14 protein-coding genes are annotated in these 14946 nt (G+C 69.0%); 4 read left to right on the top strand and 10 right to left on the bottom strand.

Annotation, left to right across the window (positions count from 1 at the left end):
* Positions 1 to 7 precede the first annotated feature (7 nt).
* The 3 genes from EDF48_RS01140 to EDF48_RS01150 are packed head-to-tail and all read right to left on the bottom strand — an operon-like array spanning position 8 to position 2778.
* The gene (locus tag EDF48_RS01140) at positions 8 to 787 is read right to left on the bottom strand and encodes an SURF1 family cytochrome oxidase biogenesis protein (RefSeq protein ID WP_123671443.1); all 780 of its coding nucleotides are present in this window, start codon (positions 785 to 787) and stop codon (positions 8 to 10) included.
* 5 nt (positions 788 to 792) lie between these two features.
* Positions 793 to 2244 (bottom strand): cation:proton antiporter, encoded by a 1452-nt coding sequence (locus EDF48_RS01145; protein WP_131877624.1) that lies wholly within the window; start codon positions 2242 to 2244, stop codon positions 793 to 795.
* 3 nt (positions 2245 to 2247) lie between these two features.
* Positions 2248 to 2778 carry a TrkA C-terminal domain-containing protein gene (locus EDF48_RS01150; protein WP_071260110.1) on the bottom strand — a complete coding sequence of 177 codons (531 nt, stop codon included), beginning with the start codon at positions 2776 to 2778 and terminating at the stop codon, positions 2248 to 2250.
* 75 nt (positions 2779 to 2853) lie between these two features.
* Here EDF48_RS01150 and EDF48_RS01155 point away from each other — a divergent pair, with 75 nt between their 5' ends.
* Positions 2854 to 3354, top strand: coding sequence for a hypothetical protein (locus tag EDF48_RS01155; RefSeq protein ID WP_131877626.1), 501 nt, complete (start codon positions 2854 to 2856; stop codon positions 3352 to 3354).
* A gap of 133 nt (positions 3355 to 3487) precedes the next feature.
* Here the strand turns inward: EDF48_RS01155 and EDF48_RS01160 are convergent, their stop codons facing one another.
* The 7 genes from EDF48_RS01160 to EDF48_RS01190 form a co-directional block, all read right to left on the bottom strand.
* Positions 3488 to 5374 (bottom strand): glycerol-3-phosphate dehydrogenase/oxidase, encoded by a 1887-nt coding sequence (locus EDF48_RS01160; RefSeq protein WP_131877628.1) that lies wholly within the window; start codon positions 5372 to 5374, stop codon positions 3488 to 3490.
* A gap of 65 nt (positions 5375 to 5439) precedes the next feature.
* Entirely contained in the window at positions 5440 to 6558 is a 1119-nt protein-coding gene (locus EDF48_RS01165) for a GuaB3 family IMP dehydrogenase-related protein (protein WP_123293181.1), read from the bottom strand.
* Between the two features lie 71 nt (positions 6559 to 6629).
* Positions 6630 to 6821 carry a hypothetical protein gene (locus EDF48_RS01170; RefSeq protein ID WP_123936942.1) on the bottom strand — a complete coding sequence of 64 codons (192 nt, stop codon included), beginning with the start codon at positions 6819 to 6821 and terminating at the stop codon, positions 6630 to 6632.
* A 189-nt stretch (positions 6822 to 7010) separates the two neighbouring features.
* Positions 7011 to 7829 (bottom strand): ABC transporter ATP-binding protein, encoded by an 819-nt coding sequence (locus EDF48_RS01175; protein WP_123293180.1) that lies wholly within the window; start codon positions 7827 to 7829, stop codon positions 7011 to 7013.
* Complete coding sequence (locus EDF48_RS01180; protein WP_123293178.1) at positions 7826 to 8728, bottom strand: ABC transporter ATP-binding protein; 903 nt, start codon at positions 8726 to 8728, stop codon at positions 7826 to 7828. The genes EDF48_RS01175 and EDF48_RS01180 overlap by 4 nt, the downstream gene beginning before the upstream one ends.
* On the bottom strand, positions 8721 to 9707 hold the full coding sequence (locus EDF48_RS01185; protein ID WP_123293176.1) for a branched-chain amino acid ABC transporter permease: 987 nt from the start codon (positions 9705 to 9707) through the stop codon (positions 8721 to 8723). Before EDF48_RS01185 ends, EDF48_RS01180 begins: the two co-directional genes overlap by 8 nt.
* Before the next feature lie 12 nt (positions 9708 to 9719).
* The gene (locus EDF48_RS01190) at positions 9720 to 11114 is read right to left on the bottom strand and encodes a branched-chain amino acid ABC transporter permease (protein ID WP_243698004.1); all 1395 of its coding nucleotides are present in this window, start codon (positions 11112 to 11114) and stop codon (positions 9720 to 9722) included.
* 242 nt (positions 11115 to 11356) lie between these two features.
* Here EDF48_RS01190 and guaB point away from each other — a divergent pair, with 242 nt between their 5' ends.
* The 3 genes from guaB (at position 11357) to EDF48_RS01205 (ending at position 14840) form a co-directional block, all read left to right on the top strand.
* Complete coding sequence (gene guaB / locus EDF48_RS01195) at positions 11357 to 12859, top strand: IMP dehydrogenase (protein ID WP_123293173.1); 1503 nt, start codon at positions 11357 to 11359, stop codon at positions 12857 to 12859.
* A gap of 74 nt (positions 12860 to 12933) precedes the next feature.
* Entirely contained in the window at positions 12934 to 13317 is a 384-nt protein-coding gene (locus tag EDF48_RS01200) for a VOC family protein (RefSeq protein WP_131877630.1), read from the top strand.
* Between the two features lie 191 nt (positions 13318 to 13508).
* On the top strand, positions 13509 to 14840 hold the full coding sequence (locus tag EDF48_RS01205; protein WP_123936943.1) for an ABC transporter substrate-binding protein: 1332 nt from the start codon (positions 13509 to 13511) through the stop codon (positions 14838 to 14840).
* Positions 14841 to 14946 lie beyond the last annotated feature (106 nt).

Here is a 14946-nt window from a genome sequence, read left to right on the forward strand (position 1 = left end):
GACCAGCCTACCGTCGGTCCGCGAGGGCCCCGTCGACGCTGAGGGCAGCCTCACGCCGCTCCTCTTCCTCGCGCTCCCAGGCGTCCTTCACGAACCGGTACCAGAGGAACACCGCGAAGCCGGCGAAGACGACCCACTCGATCGCGTAGAACAGGTTCAGCCAGTCGAACTGGACCTCGCGCGACGGCGCCCGGTCGGCGATGGTGCCGAGGTCGGCGGCCTGCGCGGTGGCACCGTCGGCGACGACGTACCCGAGGTACATCCGGTCGTCGAACGCCTTCCAGGTGTTCACGAAGCGCGCGGGTGCCACGGCGGAGTACTCCGCCTGCTTGTAGGTGTCCTGGTCGGGCGACTCGGCGGGGTAGTACCGGCCCTGCACCGTGAGCGTCTGCCCGTCCGTCAGGCGGTCACCACCGGCGACCGCAGCCGACCGTTGGTCGGACCACCCGATGACGACCGGGAGGCTCGCCCCACCATCCGAGTCCACCAAGTGCCCGACGGTCTGGTACGTCCCACCCCCGGTGCGGCCGGTCAGGATCGTGGTGTCGCCGGCGACGAACGTGCCGGTGACGGTGACCTTCTGGCCGGCGATGGTCTCGCTCGCGGGTTCTTCCGGGGCGGTGACCGCCTCGAGCGTCTTGCGGGTCTCGGTGGTCGCCGGCAGCGGCTTGCCGTTGGCGATGCTCCGCTCGAGCTGCCACTTGCCCAGCCCGGCGAACACCGCCGCGAGCACGAGCGCCAGCAACAGCAGCGCGATCCACCTCGGTCGTCGGGCAACGGCCCACATCTGTATCAGTACTCCGGATCGCGCTGTCGGACCGGACGCTCAGGGCGCTCGGTGGGGATCTCGACGGGCGACGTGACGGGTTCGTCGCTCGCCTCCGGTGACCCATTCTCCTGCTCGTCCCTGCCAGCGGCCTCCACGAGCGCGAACTCCTCCGCGAACTGGCGGTCCCGCTCGGCACGGCGGACCGCGGCGGCGGACGCTGCCTCGGCCTCCTCGGCCTCTGCTGCCTCGGCGGCGGCAGCCGCAGCGACCGCACGGCGACCACCGAGTCGTCCGCGCAGGCGGGCGAGGCGGGCGGGGCGCACCACGAGGCGGCCGATCCGCTCCGAGTTCACCGCGAGCAGCGGCCCGAGGATCGCCATGACGAGGACGTAGAGGCCCGCGAACGCGGTGATCCGGGCCTCCAGTCCGGCGGCAGCCGAGAGCGTCGCGAGGATCAGCGCGAACTCGCCACGGTTCACCAGGATGACGGCAGTGTTGATCCCCTGTTGGACGTTGAAGCCGTTCATGCGCGCGACGATCTGCCCGGCGACCGCGTTGAGCACGACCGTCATGCCGATCGCACCGAGGACCGGCCAGAGCACCTCGCCGAAGGTCGACAGGTCGAGGCCGAGGCCGAAGTTCACGAAGAAGAACGCGGCGAAGACGTCACGCATCGGCAGGGCGAGCTGTTCGATGCGGTCGCGGTACCGGGTGGCGCCGCAGAGCAGCCCGATGACGAACGCGCCGATGGCGTCGGTCACGCCGAGCAGGTCGCCGATGCCACCGAACATCACGGCGAGCCCGAAGAACAGCACCGTGAAGAGTTCGTCGTCACGCGTCGCGAAGATCTTCGACACCCACTTGCCGGCGAACCGGGCGAGCGTGAACATCACGATGAGGAAGCCGAACGCGAGCGCGAGCTTGCCGACGACGGCCCAGGCGTTGGTGTCGCCGGACAGCACGACGGAGACGATCGCCAGGTAGACGGCGATGAAGACGTCCTCGATGACCGTGACGCCCAGGATCATCGGGGTCTCGTCGTTCGCGAGTCGTCGCAGCTCGATGAGGAGCTTCGTCACGATCGCGCTCGACGAGGTGGCCGTCATGCCAGCGATGATCAGGGCTTCACGGGTGCCCCAGCCGAGCGAGAACCCGAACGCGAACCCGACGCCCATGTTGATGACGACGTAGGTGCCGCCGGACACCAGGAGCTTGCCGGCGTTGCCGTAGAACTCCTCTTGGTCGAACTCCAACCCGAGGTTGAACAGCAGCAGGATGAGCCCGAACGTCGCGATGAGCTCGATCGTGTGCGACTCGACGTTCAGGCCGATCCACGGCGTGTGCGGGCTCGCGATGAGCCCGACGATCATGTAGATCGGGATCGCCGGCAGACCGATGGTCTTGCCGAGCCGCCCGAGCACGTAGGCGATGACGAACAGCACACCGATGGTGAGCAGTTCACCGCCCAGGTGCATGCGCTAGCTCTTCCGCGGGGCCTCGGCCGATGCGGCCGCAAGCTCTCCGCTGCGGTAGAAGGAGAAGGCCTTGGCGACCTTCTCGGGGGAACCGGCGACGACGATGGTGTCACCGGGGAAGACGACGAAGTCCGGCGAGGGTGCCGGGTTGGCGCTGTCGCCACGGACGACGGCCACGACGGTCAGGCCGATGAAGCCGGAGTCGTGCAGGTCGCCGAGCGGCTTGCCGGCGATCGCGTCGTCGTAGTCGACCGAGAACCAGTCGATGGACAGCCCGGGGATCTCGTCGAGCTTGTCGAGGCCCTCGGTGATCCGGGTGCCGCCCAGGAGTTCGGCGAGGGTGTGCGCCTCGTCCTCGCTGAGGCGCAGCGAGACCTTCTCGGACTTGTCCGCGCCGTCGGAGACGTCGGCGAACGAGATGAGGTCGGAGTGACCCGACCGGTGCGTGATGACACCGCACTTGCCACCGTCGTCGGTGTAGAAGCTGTGCAGCACGCCGACTCCGGGGAGTTTGACGCGATGGACGTCGACCATGATGGCTCCCTTTTCGAGTACGCCCATGCTAACCACCGCACGGCCCCGCGCATTCCGGTCGCTACTGTTCTGTGGATGGGGAGAACTCGGATCGTCGTCGGGGTCGTCGGGACGCTGGTCGTCACGCTGTACGCGGGGTTGCTGGCGCTCAACGCGCTCGTGCTCGATCCGCTCGGCGCGGTGCCGGGGCAGTCGCTCGGTGCGATCTACGGTCACCTCGACGCGCAGGGGTACCAGGTGCGGACCGACGTCGTGACAGTACTCGTCATCGCGGCGGTCGGCATCGCGTTGGCGGTCACGGTCCTGATCGTGACGCTGGTCCGGCGGACGACGGCACACGTCGCCGCCGCCTGGCTGCTGGCGATCGTGGCCGCCGGCGCCGTCCAGGTGTTCGGTTCCGGTTTCCAGCTCGGGATGGACGTGGCCGACGGCTACGGCATCGGCGGCGAGGACCACACCATCTGGGCCGGTGTCCTCTACGTCACCAGCCTCGTCGCGCTGCTCGCGATCCCCGTCGTGCTCGTCGCCGGCGAGCGACGCCGTGGCCGCACCGTGTCGGGGACGCTGGCCGTCTGACGGACGCGCCACGGGCCTCCCGTCCGGAGTTCCCGGTCTGGGCCCACGCCGCCGGTTCCGGGGCGACGCGCCAGCGGCGTCACGGCCGTGCCGGTGGGGAGAGGCCCGTGGCCGCGTCCGCAACGCGCGGTCGCTACTCCGGCTCGCTCGTCTTCTCCCCCACCACCTGCTCGTCGGACGCCTTCGCGCCCTCCGCGCCGCTGCTGCGGCCGCCGCCCACGACGACGTCGTCCTCGTCGAAGCCGAACGCGATGTCCGGTGCCTCGAGCCGCACCCGGTCCGCGCTCTCGTCGTCGGGCTGCAGCTGCGACTCGCGTTCCGCGGCCACACGCTTCAGGTAGTTCGACACCTCGTGTTCGGTGGTCTCCTGGTCCCAGCCGAGCACGTCGGCCATGAGCTTCGCGGCGACCGGGGCCGCCGACTCACCACGGTCCCAGGCCTCGATCGAGATGCGGGTGCGGCGGGCGAGGACGTCCTCCAGGTGCAGGGCCCCCTCGTGCGAGGCGGCGTACACGACCTCGGCACCGATGTAGTCGTCGGCTCCCGGCAGCGGCTCGGCCAGGGTCGGGTCCTGCTCGACGAGCTGCAGCACCTCGGTGGCCAGGGTGCCGTAGCGGTTCAGCAGGTGCTCGATGCGGACCTTGTGCACGTTGAAGCTGCGGGCGGTCCGTGCGCGGCGGTTCCACGCGGCCGGGTAGCCCTCGGCGCCGAGCAGTGGGATGTCCTCGGTCGTCGACGCCGGGACCTTGCCGTCCATCGCGGCGACGGCCTCGTCGATGGCGTCCTTGCCCATCACCCGGTAGGTGGTCCACTTGCCGCCGGCGACCACCACGAGCCCGGGCACCGTGTGCGCCACCACGTGTTCGCGGCTGAGCTTCGAGGTCTGGTCGGACTCCCCCGCCAGCAGGGGACGGAGGCCGGCGTAGACGCCCTCGACGTCCTCACGGGTGAGCGGGACGCGGAGCACCTTGTTGACGTGCTCGAGGATGTAGTCGATGTCGGCCGCGGTCGCCGCCGGGTGCGCCTTGTCGAGGTACCAGTCGGTGTCGGTCGTGCCGACCAGCCAGTGCCGGCCCCACGGGATCACGAACAGCACGCTCTTCTCGGTGCGCAGGATCATGCCCATGTTCGACTGGAACCGGTCGCGCGGGATGACCAGGTGCACGCCCTTCGACGCCCGCACCTTGAACTGCCCGCGGGTGCCGATCATCGCCTGGGTGTCGTCCGTCCAGACGCCCGTGGCGTTCACGACCTGCTTCGCGCGGATCTCGAACCGCTCGCCGGTCTGGATGTCGTGGGCCTGCGCGCCGACCACGCGCTCCCCGACCTTGATGAAGCCCTCGATCCGGATCCGGCTCGCGGCGTGCGCGCCGTAGGACGCCGCCGTGCGGACGAGTGAAGCGACGTAGCGGGCGTCGTCGACCTGGGCGTCGTAGTAGGTCATGCCGCCGACGAAGGCGTCCTTCTTGAGCGACGGCATGGAACGGAGCACCTGCGTGCGGCTGAGGTGCCGGTGGTGCGGGACCCCGGGCGGACGACCGCCGGACCAACTGAAGGCGTCGTACATCGCCATGCCGATGCCGATGTAGAACCGTTCCCACACGCGGTGGTTGAGCGGGTAGAGGAAGCGCACCGGCTTGACCAGGTGCGGGGCGATCCGCTGCAGCAGCAGGCCGCGTTCGATGAGGGCCTCGCGCACGAGCCCGAAGTTCAACTGCTCCAGGTAGCGGATGCCGCCGTGCACGAGCTTCGACGAACGGCTCGACGTGCCGGAGCCCCAGTCACGGGCCTCGACGATGCCGACGGTCAGGCCGCGGGTGACGGCGTCGAGCGCACTACCCGCACCGACGATGCCGCCGCCCACGACCAGGACGTCGAGTTCCTTCGTCTTGAGGGTCTCGATCGCCGCCGCGCGTTCGTCGGGGCCGAGCTTGGCCGCGGGGTCGAACCCCGCCCCCGGCACGACGTCGCCAGGACGTCCGGCCGAACTGGTCTGCTTCGTGGTGCTGGACTTCGCCATCGTCGCCTCCGGGTCACGGTCGGCGCCGAAGCGTCACCCGCGTCGGTGCGCGGGTGCCACCAGGATCACTGGTGGTACGGCGCCACGACCACTTCTACTCGCTGGAACTCCTTGACGTCGGAGTATCCGGTCGTCGCCATCGAGCGGCGCAGCGCACCGACGAGGTTGGCGCGGCCGTCGAAGGTCGGGGTCGGGCCGTTCAGCACGTTCTCGAGCGGGGCGATCGTGCCCACCTCGACCCGGCGGCCGCGGGGCAGCTCCGGGTGGTGCGCCTCGGCACCCCAGTGGAAGCCGCCACCCGGCGCCTCGGTGGCACGGGCGAGCGCGGTACCGAGCATGACGGCGTCCGCACCGACCGCGATCGCCTTGACGACGTCGCCGGCGGTGTCGAGACCGCCGTCGGCGATGACGTGCACGTAGCGGCCACCCGACTCGTCGAGGTAGTCACGACGCGCACCCGCGACGTCGGCGACCGCGGTGGCCATCGGCGCGTGGATGCCCAGCGCGGCACGCGTGGTGGACGCAGCACCGCCGCCGAAGCCGACGAGGACGCCGGCAGCACCGGTGCGCATGAGGTGCAGCGCCGACGTGTACGTCGAGGCACCGCCCACGATCACGGGGACGTCGAGCTCGTAGATGAACTTCTTGAGGTTGAGGGGCTCTTCGTTCTGCGACACGTGCTCGGCCGAGACCGTCGTGCCGCGGATGACGAACAGGTCGACACCGGCGTCGACGACCGTCTTCGAGAACTCCTGCGTGCGCTGCGGGCTGAGCGAGCCGGCGACCGGCACCCCGGCGGCACGGATCTCGGCCAGGCGCGCGGTGATCAGCTCCGGCTTGATCGGCTCGGAGTAGATCTCCTGCATGCGCTTCGTGACGTTGCCGTCGGTGAGCGACTTGATCTCGTCGTAGTAGGGCGTCGGGTCCTCGTAGCGGGTCCACAGCCCCTCGAGGTCGAGGACGCCCAGGATGCCGAGCTTGCCCATCTGGATGACCGTGGCCGGCGAGGACACGGAGTCCATCGGCGCGGAGAGGATCGGCGACGCGAAGGTGAACGCGTCGATCGACCACTGCACGCTGACGTCGCGCGGGTCACGCGTGCGCCTGGAGGGGACCACCGCGATGTCGTCGAACGCGTACGCCCGACGTCCGCGCTTGCCTGCACCGATCTCGACTTCGCTCACCCGGCAAGCCTACCGGGCAGGTCCGGGGGCGTGCACGGACCGGACGGTGCGGACCGGACGGCGGGGCGCGGTCAGCGGGGGCGGCGCGGGGTCCGGCGTCGCTTGCGGAGCACCCGCAGCACGAAGCCGAGCAGGAGCGCGAGCACCACGAGCACGACCAGGAGCGCAGCCGCCACCTTCACGAGCAGCGCCGCACCGACGAACAGCGCGATGAAGACCACCCACACCAGGGCGTCCATCGCGCCCGCCGACAGTCTCTGCACCTGCGGAACGATACCGACCCGGCGGACGCGGGGCGGGCCTCCCGTCAGAACCGGAGCCGGCCACGCACCGGGGTGGGCCAACAGACGACCGCATGCAGGAGCGGGGCCGTGCGGCGCGAAGCGACCACGCACGGCCCCACCCGTCGCGGATACCACCCCCACAGCGGTACCCGCAGTCGACACAGCGCGCTAGCGCCCTGCGTCGACGTCCTTGGCGAGCGTCCCGAGGTACAGCTCGATGACCTTCGGGTCGTCCGCGAGTTCCTTCCCCGTGCCCGAGTACGCGTTCCTCCCCTGGTCGAGCACGTACCCACGATCGCAGATCTGCAGACAGCGTCGCGCGTTCTGCTCCACCATGACGATCGACACACCGGCCTTGTTGATCCGGCGGGTCCGCAGGAACGTCTCGTCCTGGCGCACCGGGGACAGCCCGGCACTCGGCTCGTCGAGCAGCAGCACCTTCGGGTCCATCATGAGCGCACGTGCCATGGCGACCGACTGCCGCTCGCCGCCGGACAGGGACCCCGCCCGCTGACCGCGGCGCTGCGCGAGCACGGGGAACAGGTCGTAGATGACCTCGAGGCGCTCGGCGAACTTGCGGGGCCGCAGGTACAGCCCCATCTGCAGGTTCTCCTCGATGGACAGCGACGGGAACACGTTGTTCGTCTGCGGGACGAAGCCGACGCCGGCCTGCACGAGCTTGTTCGCCTTGAGGTTCGTGATGTCCTCGCCCTGCAGCGTGACCGACCCCTCGCGGATCGACACGAGACCGAACAGGGCCTTGAGCAGCGTGGACTTGCCCGCGCCGTTCGGCCCGATGATCCCGATCAGCTCACCGGGGTAGCAGTCCAGGTCGCAGCCGTTCAGGATGTTCACCCCCGGCAGGTAGCCGGCGACGAGGTTCTTCGCGCTCAGCACCGGCTCGCGTTCCAGCGTGGCGGTGCTCGCCTTCGGCGCTTCCGGACTGGAGGCGCTGCTCGCGTTCGTGGGGTCGACTGCGTCCGTCATCGGGTCTTCTCCTCTGCTGCTGCGTCCGCCGCGTCTTCTTCCGCGACTTCCTCCGCCAGTTCCTCGAAGGTCTCCTCGGTGAGGAGCGAGTCGTCACCCAGGTCGGTGTCGTGGTGCGCGCCCAGGTACGCGTCGATGACCGCCTGGTCGTCCATCACGGTGTCCGCCGGGCCCTCGGCGACGACCTTGCCCTCGGCCATCACGACCACCCAGTCCGAGATGTGCCGGACCATGTGCATGTCGTGCTCGACGAACAGCACGGTCATGCCGTCGTCGCGAAGGGACTGGATGTGCCCGAGCAGCGACTGGGTCAGCGCGGGGTTCACGCCCGCCATCGGCTCGTCGAGCATGATCATCGTCGGGTCGGACATCAGTGCCCTGGCCATCTCGAGGAGCTTCCGCTGGCCGCCCGACAGCGACCCGGCGTAGTCGTCCGCCTTGTCGTCGAGCTTGAAGCGGGCGAGGAGGTCCTCGGCCTTCGCGGTGATCTCCCGCTCGCGCTTCGCCCACACCGGCTTGATCAGCGCGGCGAAGAAGTTCTCGCCGGGCTGGTCGCGGGCGCCGAGCAGCATGTTCTGCATCACGGTGAGCCGCGACAACGCCTTCGTCAGCTGGAAGGTGCGGACCATGCCGCGGTTGGCGATGTGGGTCGCGCTGGTCTTCTGCAGCGTGGCGCCGTTGAACTGCGTCCTGGCACCGGGGCTGGGCTTGTCGAAGCCGGTCAGCAGGTTGAAGAAGGTCGTCTTGCCGGCGCCGTTCGGGCCGATCAGGGCGGTGATGGAGCCGCGCTGGACCTCGAGGTGGTCGACGTCCACGGCGGTCATGCCGCCGAAGTGCCGGGTGACGCCGTCGACCGTGAGGATCGGGTCGGCCTTCGTGTAGCCGTAGGTCTCAGACACTGAACGTCAGCTCCTTCTTGTTGCCGAGCAGGCCCTGTGGTCGGAACACGATCAGGAGCATGAGCGCGACGCCGACGAGCACGTACGAGAACTGCTCGGCCTGCTGGGCGTTCATGATCGAGTCGGGGATGAAGTCGCCGGCCAGGGTGCGGATGAAGAGCCGGACGACGAAGAACAGCACCGCGCCGAGCACCGGTCCGAACACCGTCGCGGCACCACCGAGGATGAGTGCCGTCCAGATGAAGAACGTCATCGAGCGGCCCATGGCGTCCGGTTGCACCGAACTCGGCAGGACGTAGATGATCCCCGCCAGCGCTCCGAGCGCACCACCGAAGACGAGCGCCTGCATCTTGTACGAGTACACGTTCTTGCCGAGGGAGCGGACGGCGTCCTCGTCCTCGCGGATCGCCTTCAGGACACGGCCCCAGGGGCTGCGCATGAGCAGGAAGAGCACGAAGGTGAACAGCGCGACGAGGGCCCAGGCGGCGATGCGGATCCACCAGCCGTTGACGCCGTTGTTCGCGTAGGTGAACCAGAGGATGGTCGTGGTGCCGTCCGGCAGCGGGCTCAGGGCGGTGAACGGGTCGCGGTAGCTCGACCCGGTGATGCCGTTGGAGCCACCCGTCGTCGTGGTCAGCAGGCTGGAGCGGCCGACCATGCGGATGATCTCGGCGCCGGAGATCGTCACGATCGCCAGGTAGTCGCCGCGGAGCCGCAACGTCGGGACGCCGAGGATGATCGCGAACACGATGGCGACGAGCAGGGCGATGAGCACGGCCATCACGAACGGCAGCCCGTTCGTGATCGAGATCGCGAATCCGTAGGCGCCGAGCAGCAGGAACGCCGCCTGGCCCATGTTCACGAGCCCGGTCAGGCCGAAGTGCACGTTCAGTCCGATGGCCGCCAGGGCGAACGCCGCGGTGGTCGGGGCGAGGGCCTCCTGGGTGAGCGAGGACAGCAGGTTGAGGATGTAGTCCATGCGCGTGCTCCCTTAGCCGACCCGCTCGGCGCGGCCGAAGATGCCCTGCGGCCGGAACAGCAGGATGAGGATGAGGATGACGAGGGCGGTGGCGTACTTGAAGTCACCGGGGAGCACGAGGTTCGTGAGCTCGACGACGACGCCGATGATCATCGATCCGACCAGCGCGCCGTAGGCCGTGCCGAGACCACCGAGGGTCACCGAGGCGAACATGAGCAGGAGCAGCTGCAGGCCGGTCTGCCAGTTCACGCCGTTCAGCACCAGGCCGAGCATCACGCCGGACAAGCCGGCGAGACCCGCGGCGAGGGTCCACACGAACCGGATGACCCGGTCGACGTCGATGCCGGACGCCGCGGCGAGCGCCGGGTTGTCCGACACCGCGCGGGTGGCCCGGCCGAAGCGGGTCTTCGCCAGGAACAGGCCGGTCGCGATCAGGACGACCAGCGCGATGCCCATCGCCACGTAGGACTGCACCGTGAGCGTGACCCCGGCGAACCGGACGGTCTCGGGGTTGCCCTGCTGGATCCGGACGGTCGCGGCGCCGAAGAAGTACTGGAACGCGTACTGGGCGGCGATCGACAGACCGATCGTCACGATCATGAGCTGCGTGAGGCTGATCCGCTTGCGCCGCAGTGGCCGCCAGATCCCGGCGTCCTGCAGGTACCCGGTCGCCGCGCACAGCAGCGTGACGACGATGCCGGTCACCCAGATGTTCCAGCCGAGCTGGTTCGCGAACACGTAGGCCAGCAGCCCGCCGAGGGTGACCTGCTCGCCGTGCGAGAAGCTCGACAGCCCCGTCGTGCCGTAGATGAGCGAGAGGCCGATCGACGCCAGCGCGATGAGCAGGCCGAGGCGGATCCCCGAGGCGAACTGCTGCCAGGCCCGCTGCGGGCTGACGCTCGACGAGTCCGTCGTGGTGGTGGCGCCCTTCTGGTCGGACAGCTGGAAGATCTGCCCGACGTTGGCGTTCAGGGTCGCCTGGACCTTGCGCTCCGCGTCCGCCGCGTTCGTCAGGTACTGGCCCTTCGGCAGGGTGTCCTGGTCGACGCTCACGGTGTACTCACCGGCCTCGTCGACGCTGACCGACCAGCGGCCGACGGCGTTCGTGGTGGCGGTCTCGGCGAAGCCGCCGGGCCCGGCGACGTCGACGTCGACGTCGTCGGCCGGTTCCCGCTCGGAGTCGGTGATCGTGCCCTGGATGCACCCGTTCGTCGGGCTGACGGTGCAGGCCTGGCTGGTCGCCGGTGCCGACGTGGCACTGAAGGCCGGCAGGGTGACCGCCCAGTCGATCAGGAAGGTCGCCAGGAACGCGGCGACGAGCACGGCCGCCAGGACCGGTCGTCGCCGGGCCTGGCGGAGGCGGAACAGGCGCGGCTGCGCCCGTCCCGGAGGAGTGATGGATCCCACGGAAGAGCCTCTCGTTCGGATGTCGAGTGACGCTATGGGGATTGTGTGACACCCGTGTTTCCAACTCGTTCCCGCTGTGAGTCGTCGCGCAACCGTGACCTGTGTGGAGGAGAGCCGCGATCCGTTCTCCCAGGCGGAACGCGGAATAGCGGGACGGCCCACGCGCGTTACCATGTCCTATCCGGAACCCGCCGTTGCGTTCTCGGTGTCTCGACCACTTCACTCGCCCACGAAGGGGACCCATGGACCAGCCGGATCCGTTCGGATTCATCGGACTCACGTACGACGACGTCATGCTCCTGCCGGGGCACACCGACGTCATCCCGAGCGAGGCGTCCACCGCGTCCCGGCTCACCAGGCGGATCTCCGTCAACGTCCCGCTGCTCTCCGCAGCGATGGACACCGTCACCGAAGCCCGCATGGCCATCGCCATGGCGCGGCAGGGTGGCATCGGGATCCTCCACCGCAACCTCTCCATCGAGGACCAGGCGGCCTACGTCGACAAGGTCAAGCGCTCCGAGTCGGGCATGATCACCAACCCGGTGACCACCACCCCGGACGCCACCGTGGCCGAGGTCGACGCGATCTGCGGTCAGTTCCGCGTCTCCGGCCTGCCCGTGGTCGAAGCGGACGGCACCCTCGTCGGCATCATCACCAACCGCGACATGCGGTTCGTGGCGACGTTCGAGCAGTCGACCACCTTCGTGCGCGACGTCATGACCAAGGCGCCGCTGATCACCGCGATGGAGGGCATCGACCCCGAAGAAGCCATCGCGATCTTCGCGCAGCACAAGATCGAGAAGCTCCCGCTGGTGGACGCCGAGGGCAAGCTCCGCGGCCTCATCACCGTCAAGGACTTCGACAAGAGTGAGCAGTACCCGGACGCCACCAAGGACGACGAGGGCCGACTGCGCGTCGGTGCCGCGATCGGCTTCTTCGGCGACGCCTGGCAGCGTGCCGAGGCCCTGCGTGACGCGGGCGTCGACGTGCTCGTGGTCGACACCGCCAACGGCGAGAGCGAAGGCGTGCTCGACATGGTGCGCCGCCTCAAGGCCGACCCGTCCTTCGCGGACATCGACGTCATCGGCGGCAACGTCGCGACGCGTGCCGGTGCGCAGGCGCTCATCGACGCCGGTGTCGACGCCGTCAAGGTGGGCGTCGGACCCGGCTCGATCTGCACCACCCGCGTCGTCGCCGGCGTCGGCGTCCCGCAGGTCACCGCCGTGTACGAGGCGTCCCTCGCCGCGCGCGAGGCCGGCGTGCCGATCATCGCCGACGGTGGCCTGCAGTACTCGGGCGACATCGCCAAGGCTCTGGTGGCCGGTGCCGACACCGTCATGCTCGGTTCGCTGCTGGCCGGCACGGACGAGTCCCCCGGCGACCTGGTCTTCGTGGGCGGCAAGCAGTTCAAGGCGTACCGCGGGATGGGCTCCCTGGGCGCACTGCAGACCCGCGGCAAGAAGACCTCGTACTCGAAGGACCGCTACTTCCAGGCGGACGTCCCCAACGACGACAAGCTGATCCCCGAGGGCATCGAGGGCCAGGTGCCCTACCGCGGCTCGGTCGGCAACGTCGTGTACCAGCTCACCGGTGGACTCCGGCAGTCGATGTTCTACGTCGGCGGCCGCACGATCCCGGAGCTCAAGGCCCGCGGCAAGTTCGTCCGCATCACGGCTGCCGGGCTCAAGGAGTCGCACCCGCACGACGTCCAGATGGTCGTCGAGGCACCGAACTACCGCAGCTGAGCCGACTGCACCCCGAACGCCCCGCTCCCCACCGGAGCGGGGCGTTCGTCGTCTGCCGGCAGTAGTGTCACGGCATGGTCAGCGCCGTCTCCCACACCACGATCGACTGCCGTGACGCCTTCGCTCTGTCGGAGTGGTGGAAGCAGGTCCTCGGCTACGTCGACATCGCCGACGACCCGAACGGCCCCGGGCACGAGGAGTGCATGATCACCGCTCCCGACGGCTCGCACCAGGTGCTGTTCATCCAGGTGCCCGAGGCGAAGTCCGTGAAGAACCGGATCCACTTCGACCTGCGTCCCACCGACCGCACGCGCGATGCCGAGGTGGAGCGGCTGCGGGGGCTCGGTGCGACCGAACTCGCGGACCTCCGACACGACGACGGTGGGTGGGTGGTGTTCGCCGATCCGGAGGGCAACGAGTTCTGCGTGCTGCGTTCCGTGGCTGAACTCGACGGCTGACGCGCGGGCTGCGCGGCTCGCCGATCCCTGATCCTCCGCACAGAAACGATCACGGCTCGGTAACGAAACACTTTCCGTACCGCCCCGTCACACGGGCGAAACACCGGGACCCTACGTTTCTCGACATCCAGTGGAGGCGCCGCGTTCGACCCGAAGCGGCACGGCCTCCGCGCAGAGAAAGGGCTCCACGGATGATCAGAACCACCCGTGCCACCACGGCACTGGCGTTGGCAGGCGCAGCAGCCGTCCTGCTCGCCGCGTGTTCCACCACCAGCAGCGGCGACTCCCCTTCCAGCTCGGCGTCGAGCGATGCGAAGAAGGACCCCGCCGCCAGTTGCAAGGCCCCCGACACCCCCAGCACCGACGCACTGAAGATCGGCACGATCCTGCCGCTCACCGGTTCGCTGGCGTACCTGAACCCGCCCGCCGAGTCCGGTGTCGGCCTCGCGGTCAAGGACATCAACGCCGCGGGCGGCGTCCTCGACAAGGACGTCACCATCGACCCGGCGACGGACTCGGGCGACAGCAACGACATGACCGTGTCGAGCTCGGCTGCGACGAAGCTCGTGAACGCGAAGGTCCCGGTCGCGATCGGCGCCGAGTCGTCGTCGGTCACGCTCAACGTCATCGACCAGCTCACCAGCAACTGCATCGTCGAGATCTCGCCCGCGAACACCGCGAGCGACCTGTCCGGCTACTCGTCGTACTACTACCGGACCGCTCCGCCGGACTCGGTGCAGGGTTCGGCGCTCGGTCAGCTCGTGACCGGTGACGGCAACGCCAAGGTCGCGTTCCTCGTCTTCAACGACACCTACGGCACGGGCCTCCGCAACTCGGTGCAGTCCGCGGTCGAGGCCTCGGGTGGCCAGGTCGTCTACGGCGGCAAGGGCGAGGGCCAGGAGTTCCCGCCCGGTCAGACCACGTTCTCGTCCGAGGTGACGGCCGCACTCGCAGCCAAGCCGGACGCGATCGTCGTCCTGGCCTTCGACGAGACGAAGTCGATCATCCCGGAGCTCGTCTCGCAGGGGAACACGGCGAAGATCTACATGTCCGACGGCAACACGGCCGACTACTCGAAGGACTTCGACAAGGGCACCCTGACCGGCGCCCAGGGCACCATCCCCGGTGCCTCGCCGAAGGACGACTTCAAGAAGCAGCTGTCCGCCTTCTACAAGGACTCGTCGAACAAGACGCTCGCCGACTACTCGTACGCGGCGGAGTCCTACGACGCCACCGTCCTCGCCGCGCTCGCTGCGGTGAAGGGCAAGGGCACCGACTCGGGCACGATCCAGGCCAACATGGCCGCGGTCTCCGGAGCGGACGGCGGCACCGAGTGCGCCACGTTCAAGGAATGCGTCGCGCTCCTCGACGACGGCAAGGACATCCACTACACCGGCCCGTCCGGCATCGGTCCGTTCGACGACAACAACGACCCGTCGAGCGCCTACATCGGCATCTACAAGTTCGACGGCGACAACAAGCCCGTCTACCAGAGCGCCATCCAGGGCGCGGTCAAGAAGTAGGGCACCGGCTCCACCTCACGAAAGCGACAGTTCCCTGCGGATCATCCGCAGGGAACTGTCGCTTTCGCGTGTGAGACGGACGGACGGGAGGCCCGGGGTGCGTCCG

The sequence above is a fragment of the Curtobacterium sp. PhB191 genome (assembly GCF_004346515.1).
Lineage (GTDB): Bacteria > Actinomycetota > Actinomycetes > Actinomycetales > Microbacteriaceae > Curtobacterium.

Excerpts from the sequence above, each read along its gene's own strand:
- EDF48_RS01140 (WP_123671443.1), bottom strand. The coding sequence starts at position 787 with ATGTGGGCCGTTGCCCGACGACCGAGGTGGATCGCGCTGCTGTTGCTG.
- EDF48_RS01145 (WP_131877624.1), bottom strand. The coding sequence starts at position 2,244 with ATGCACCTGGGCGGTGAACTGCTCACCATCGGTGTGCTGTTCGTCATC.
- EDF48_RS01150 (WP_071260110.1), bottom strand. The coding sequence starts at position 2,778 with ATGGTCGACGTCCATCGCGTCAAACTCCCCGGAGTCGGCGTGCTGCAC.
- EDF48_RS01155 (WP_131877626.1), top strand. The coding sequence starts at position 2,854 with ATGGGGAGAACTCGGATCGTCGTCGGGGTCGTCGGGACGCTGGTCGTC.
- EDF48_RS01160 (WP_131877628.1), bottom strand. The coding sequence starts at position 5,374 with ATGGCGAAGTCCAGCACCACGAAGCAGACCAGTTCGGCCGGACGTCCT.
- EDF48_RS01175 (WP_123293180.1), bottom strand. The coding sequence starts at position 7,829 with ATGACGGACGCAGTCGACCCCACGAACGCGAGCAGCGCCTCCAGTCCG.
- EDF48_RS01185 (WP_123293176.1), bottom strand. The coding sequence starts at position 9,707 with ATGGACTACATCCTCAACCTGCTGTCCTCGCTCACCCAGGAGGCCCTC.
- guaB (WP_123293173.1), top strand. The coding sequence starts at position 11,357 with ATGGACCAGCCGGATCCGTTCGGATTCATCGGACTCACGTACGACGAC.
- EDF48_RS01200 (WP_131877630.1), top strand. The coding sequence starts at position 12,934 with ATGGTCAGCGCCGTCTCCCACACCACGATCGACTGCCGTGACGCCTTC.
- EDF48_RS01205 (WP_123936943.1), top strand. The coding sequence starts at position 13,509 with ATGATCAGAACCACCCGTGCCACCACGGCACTGGCGTTGGCAGGCGCA.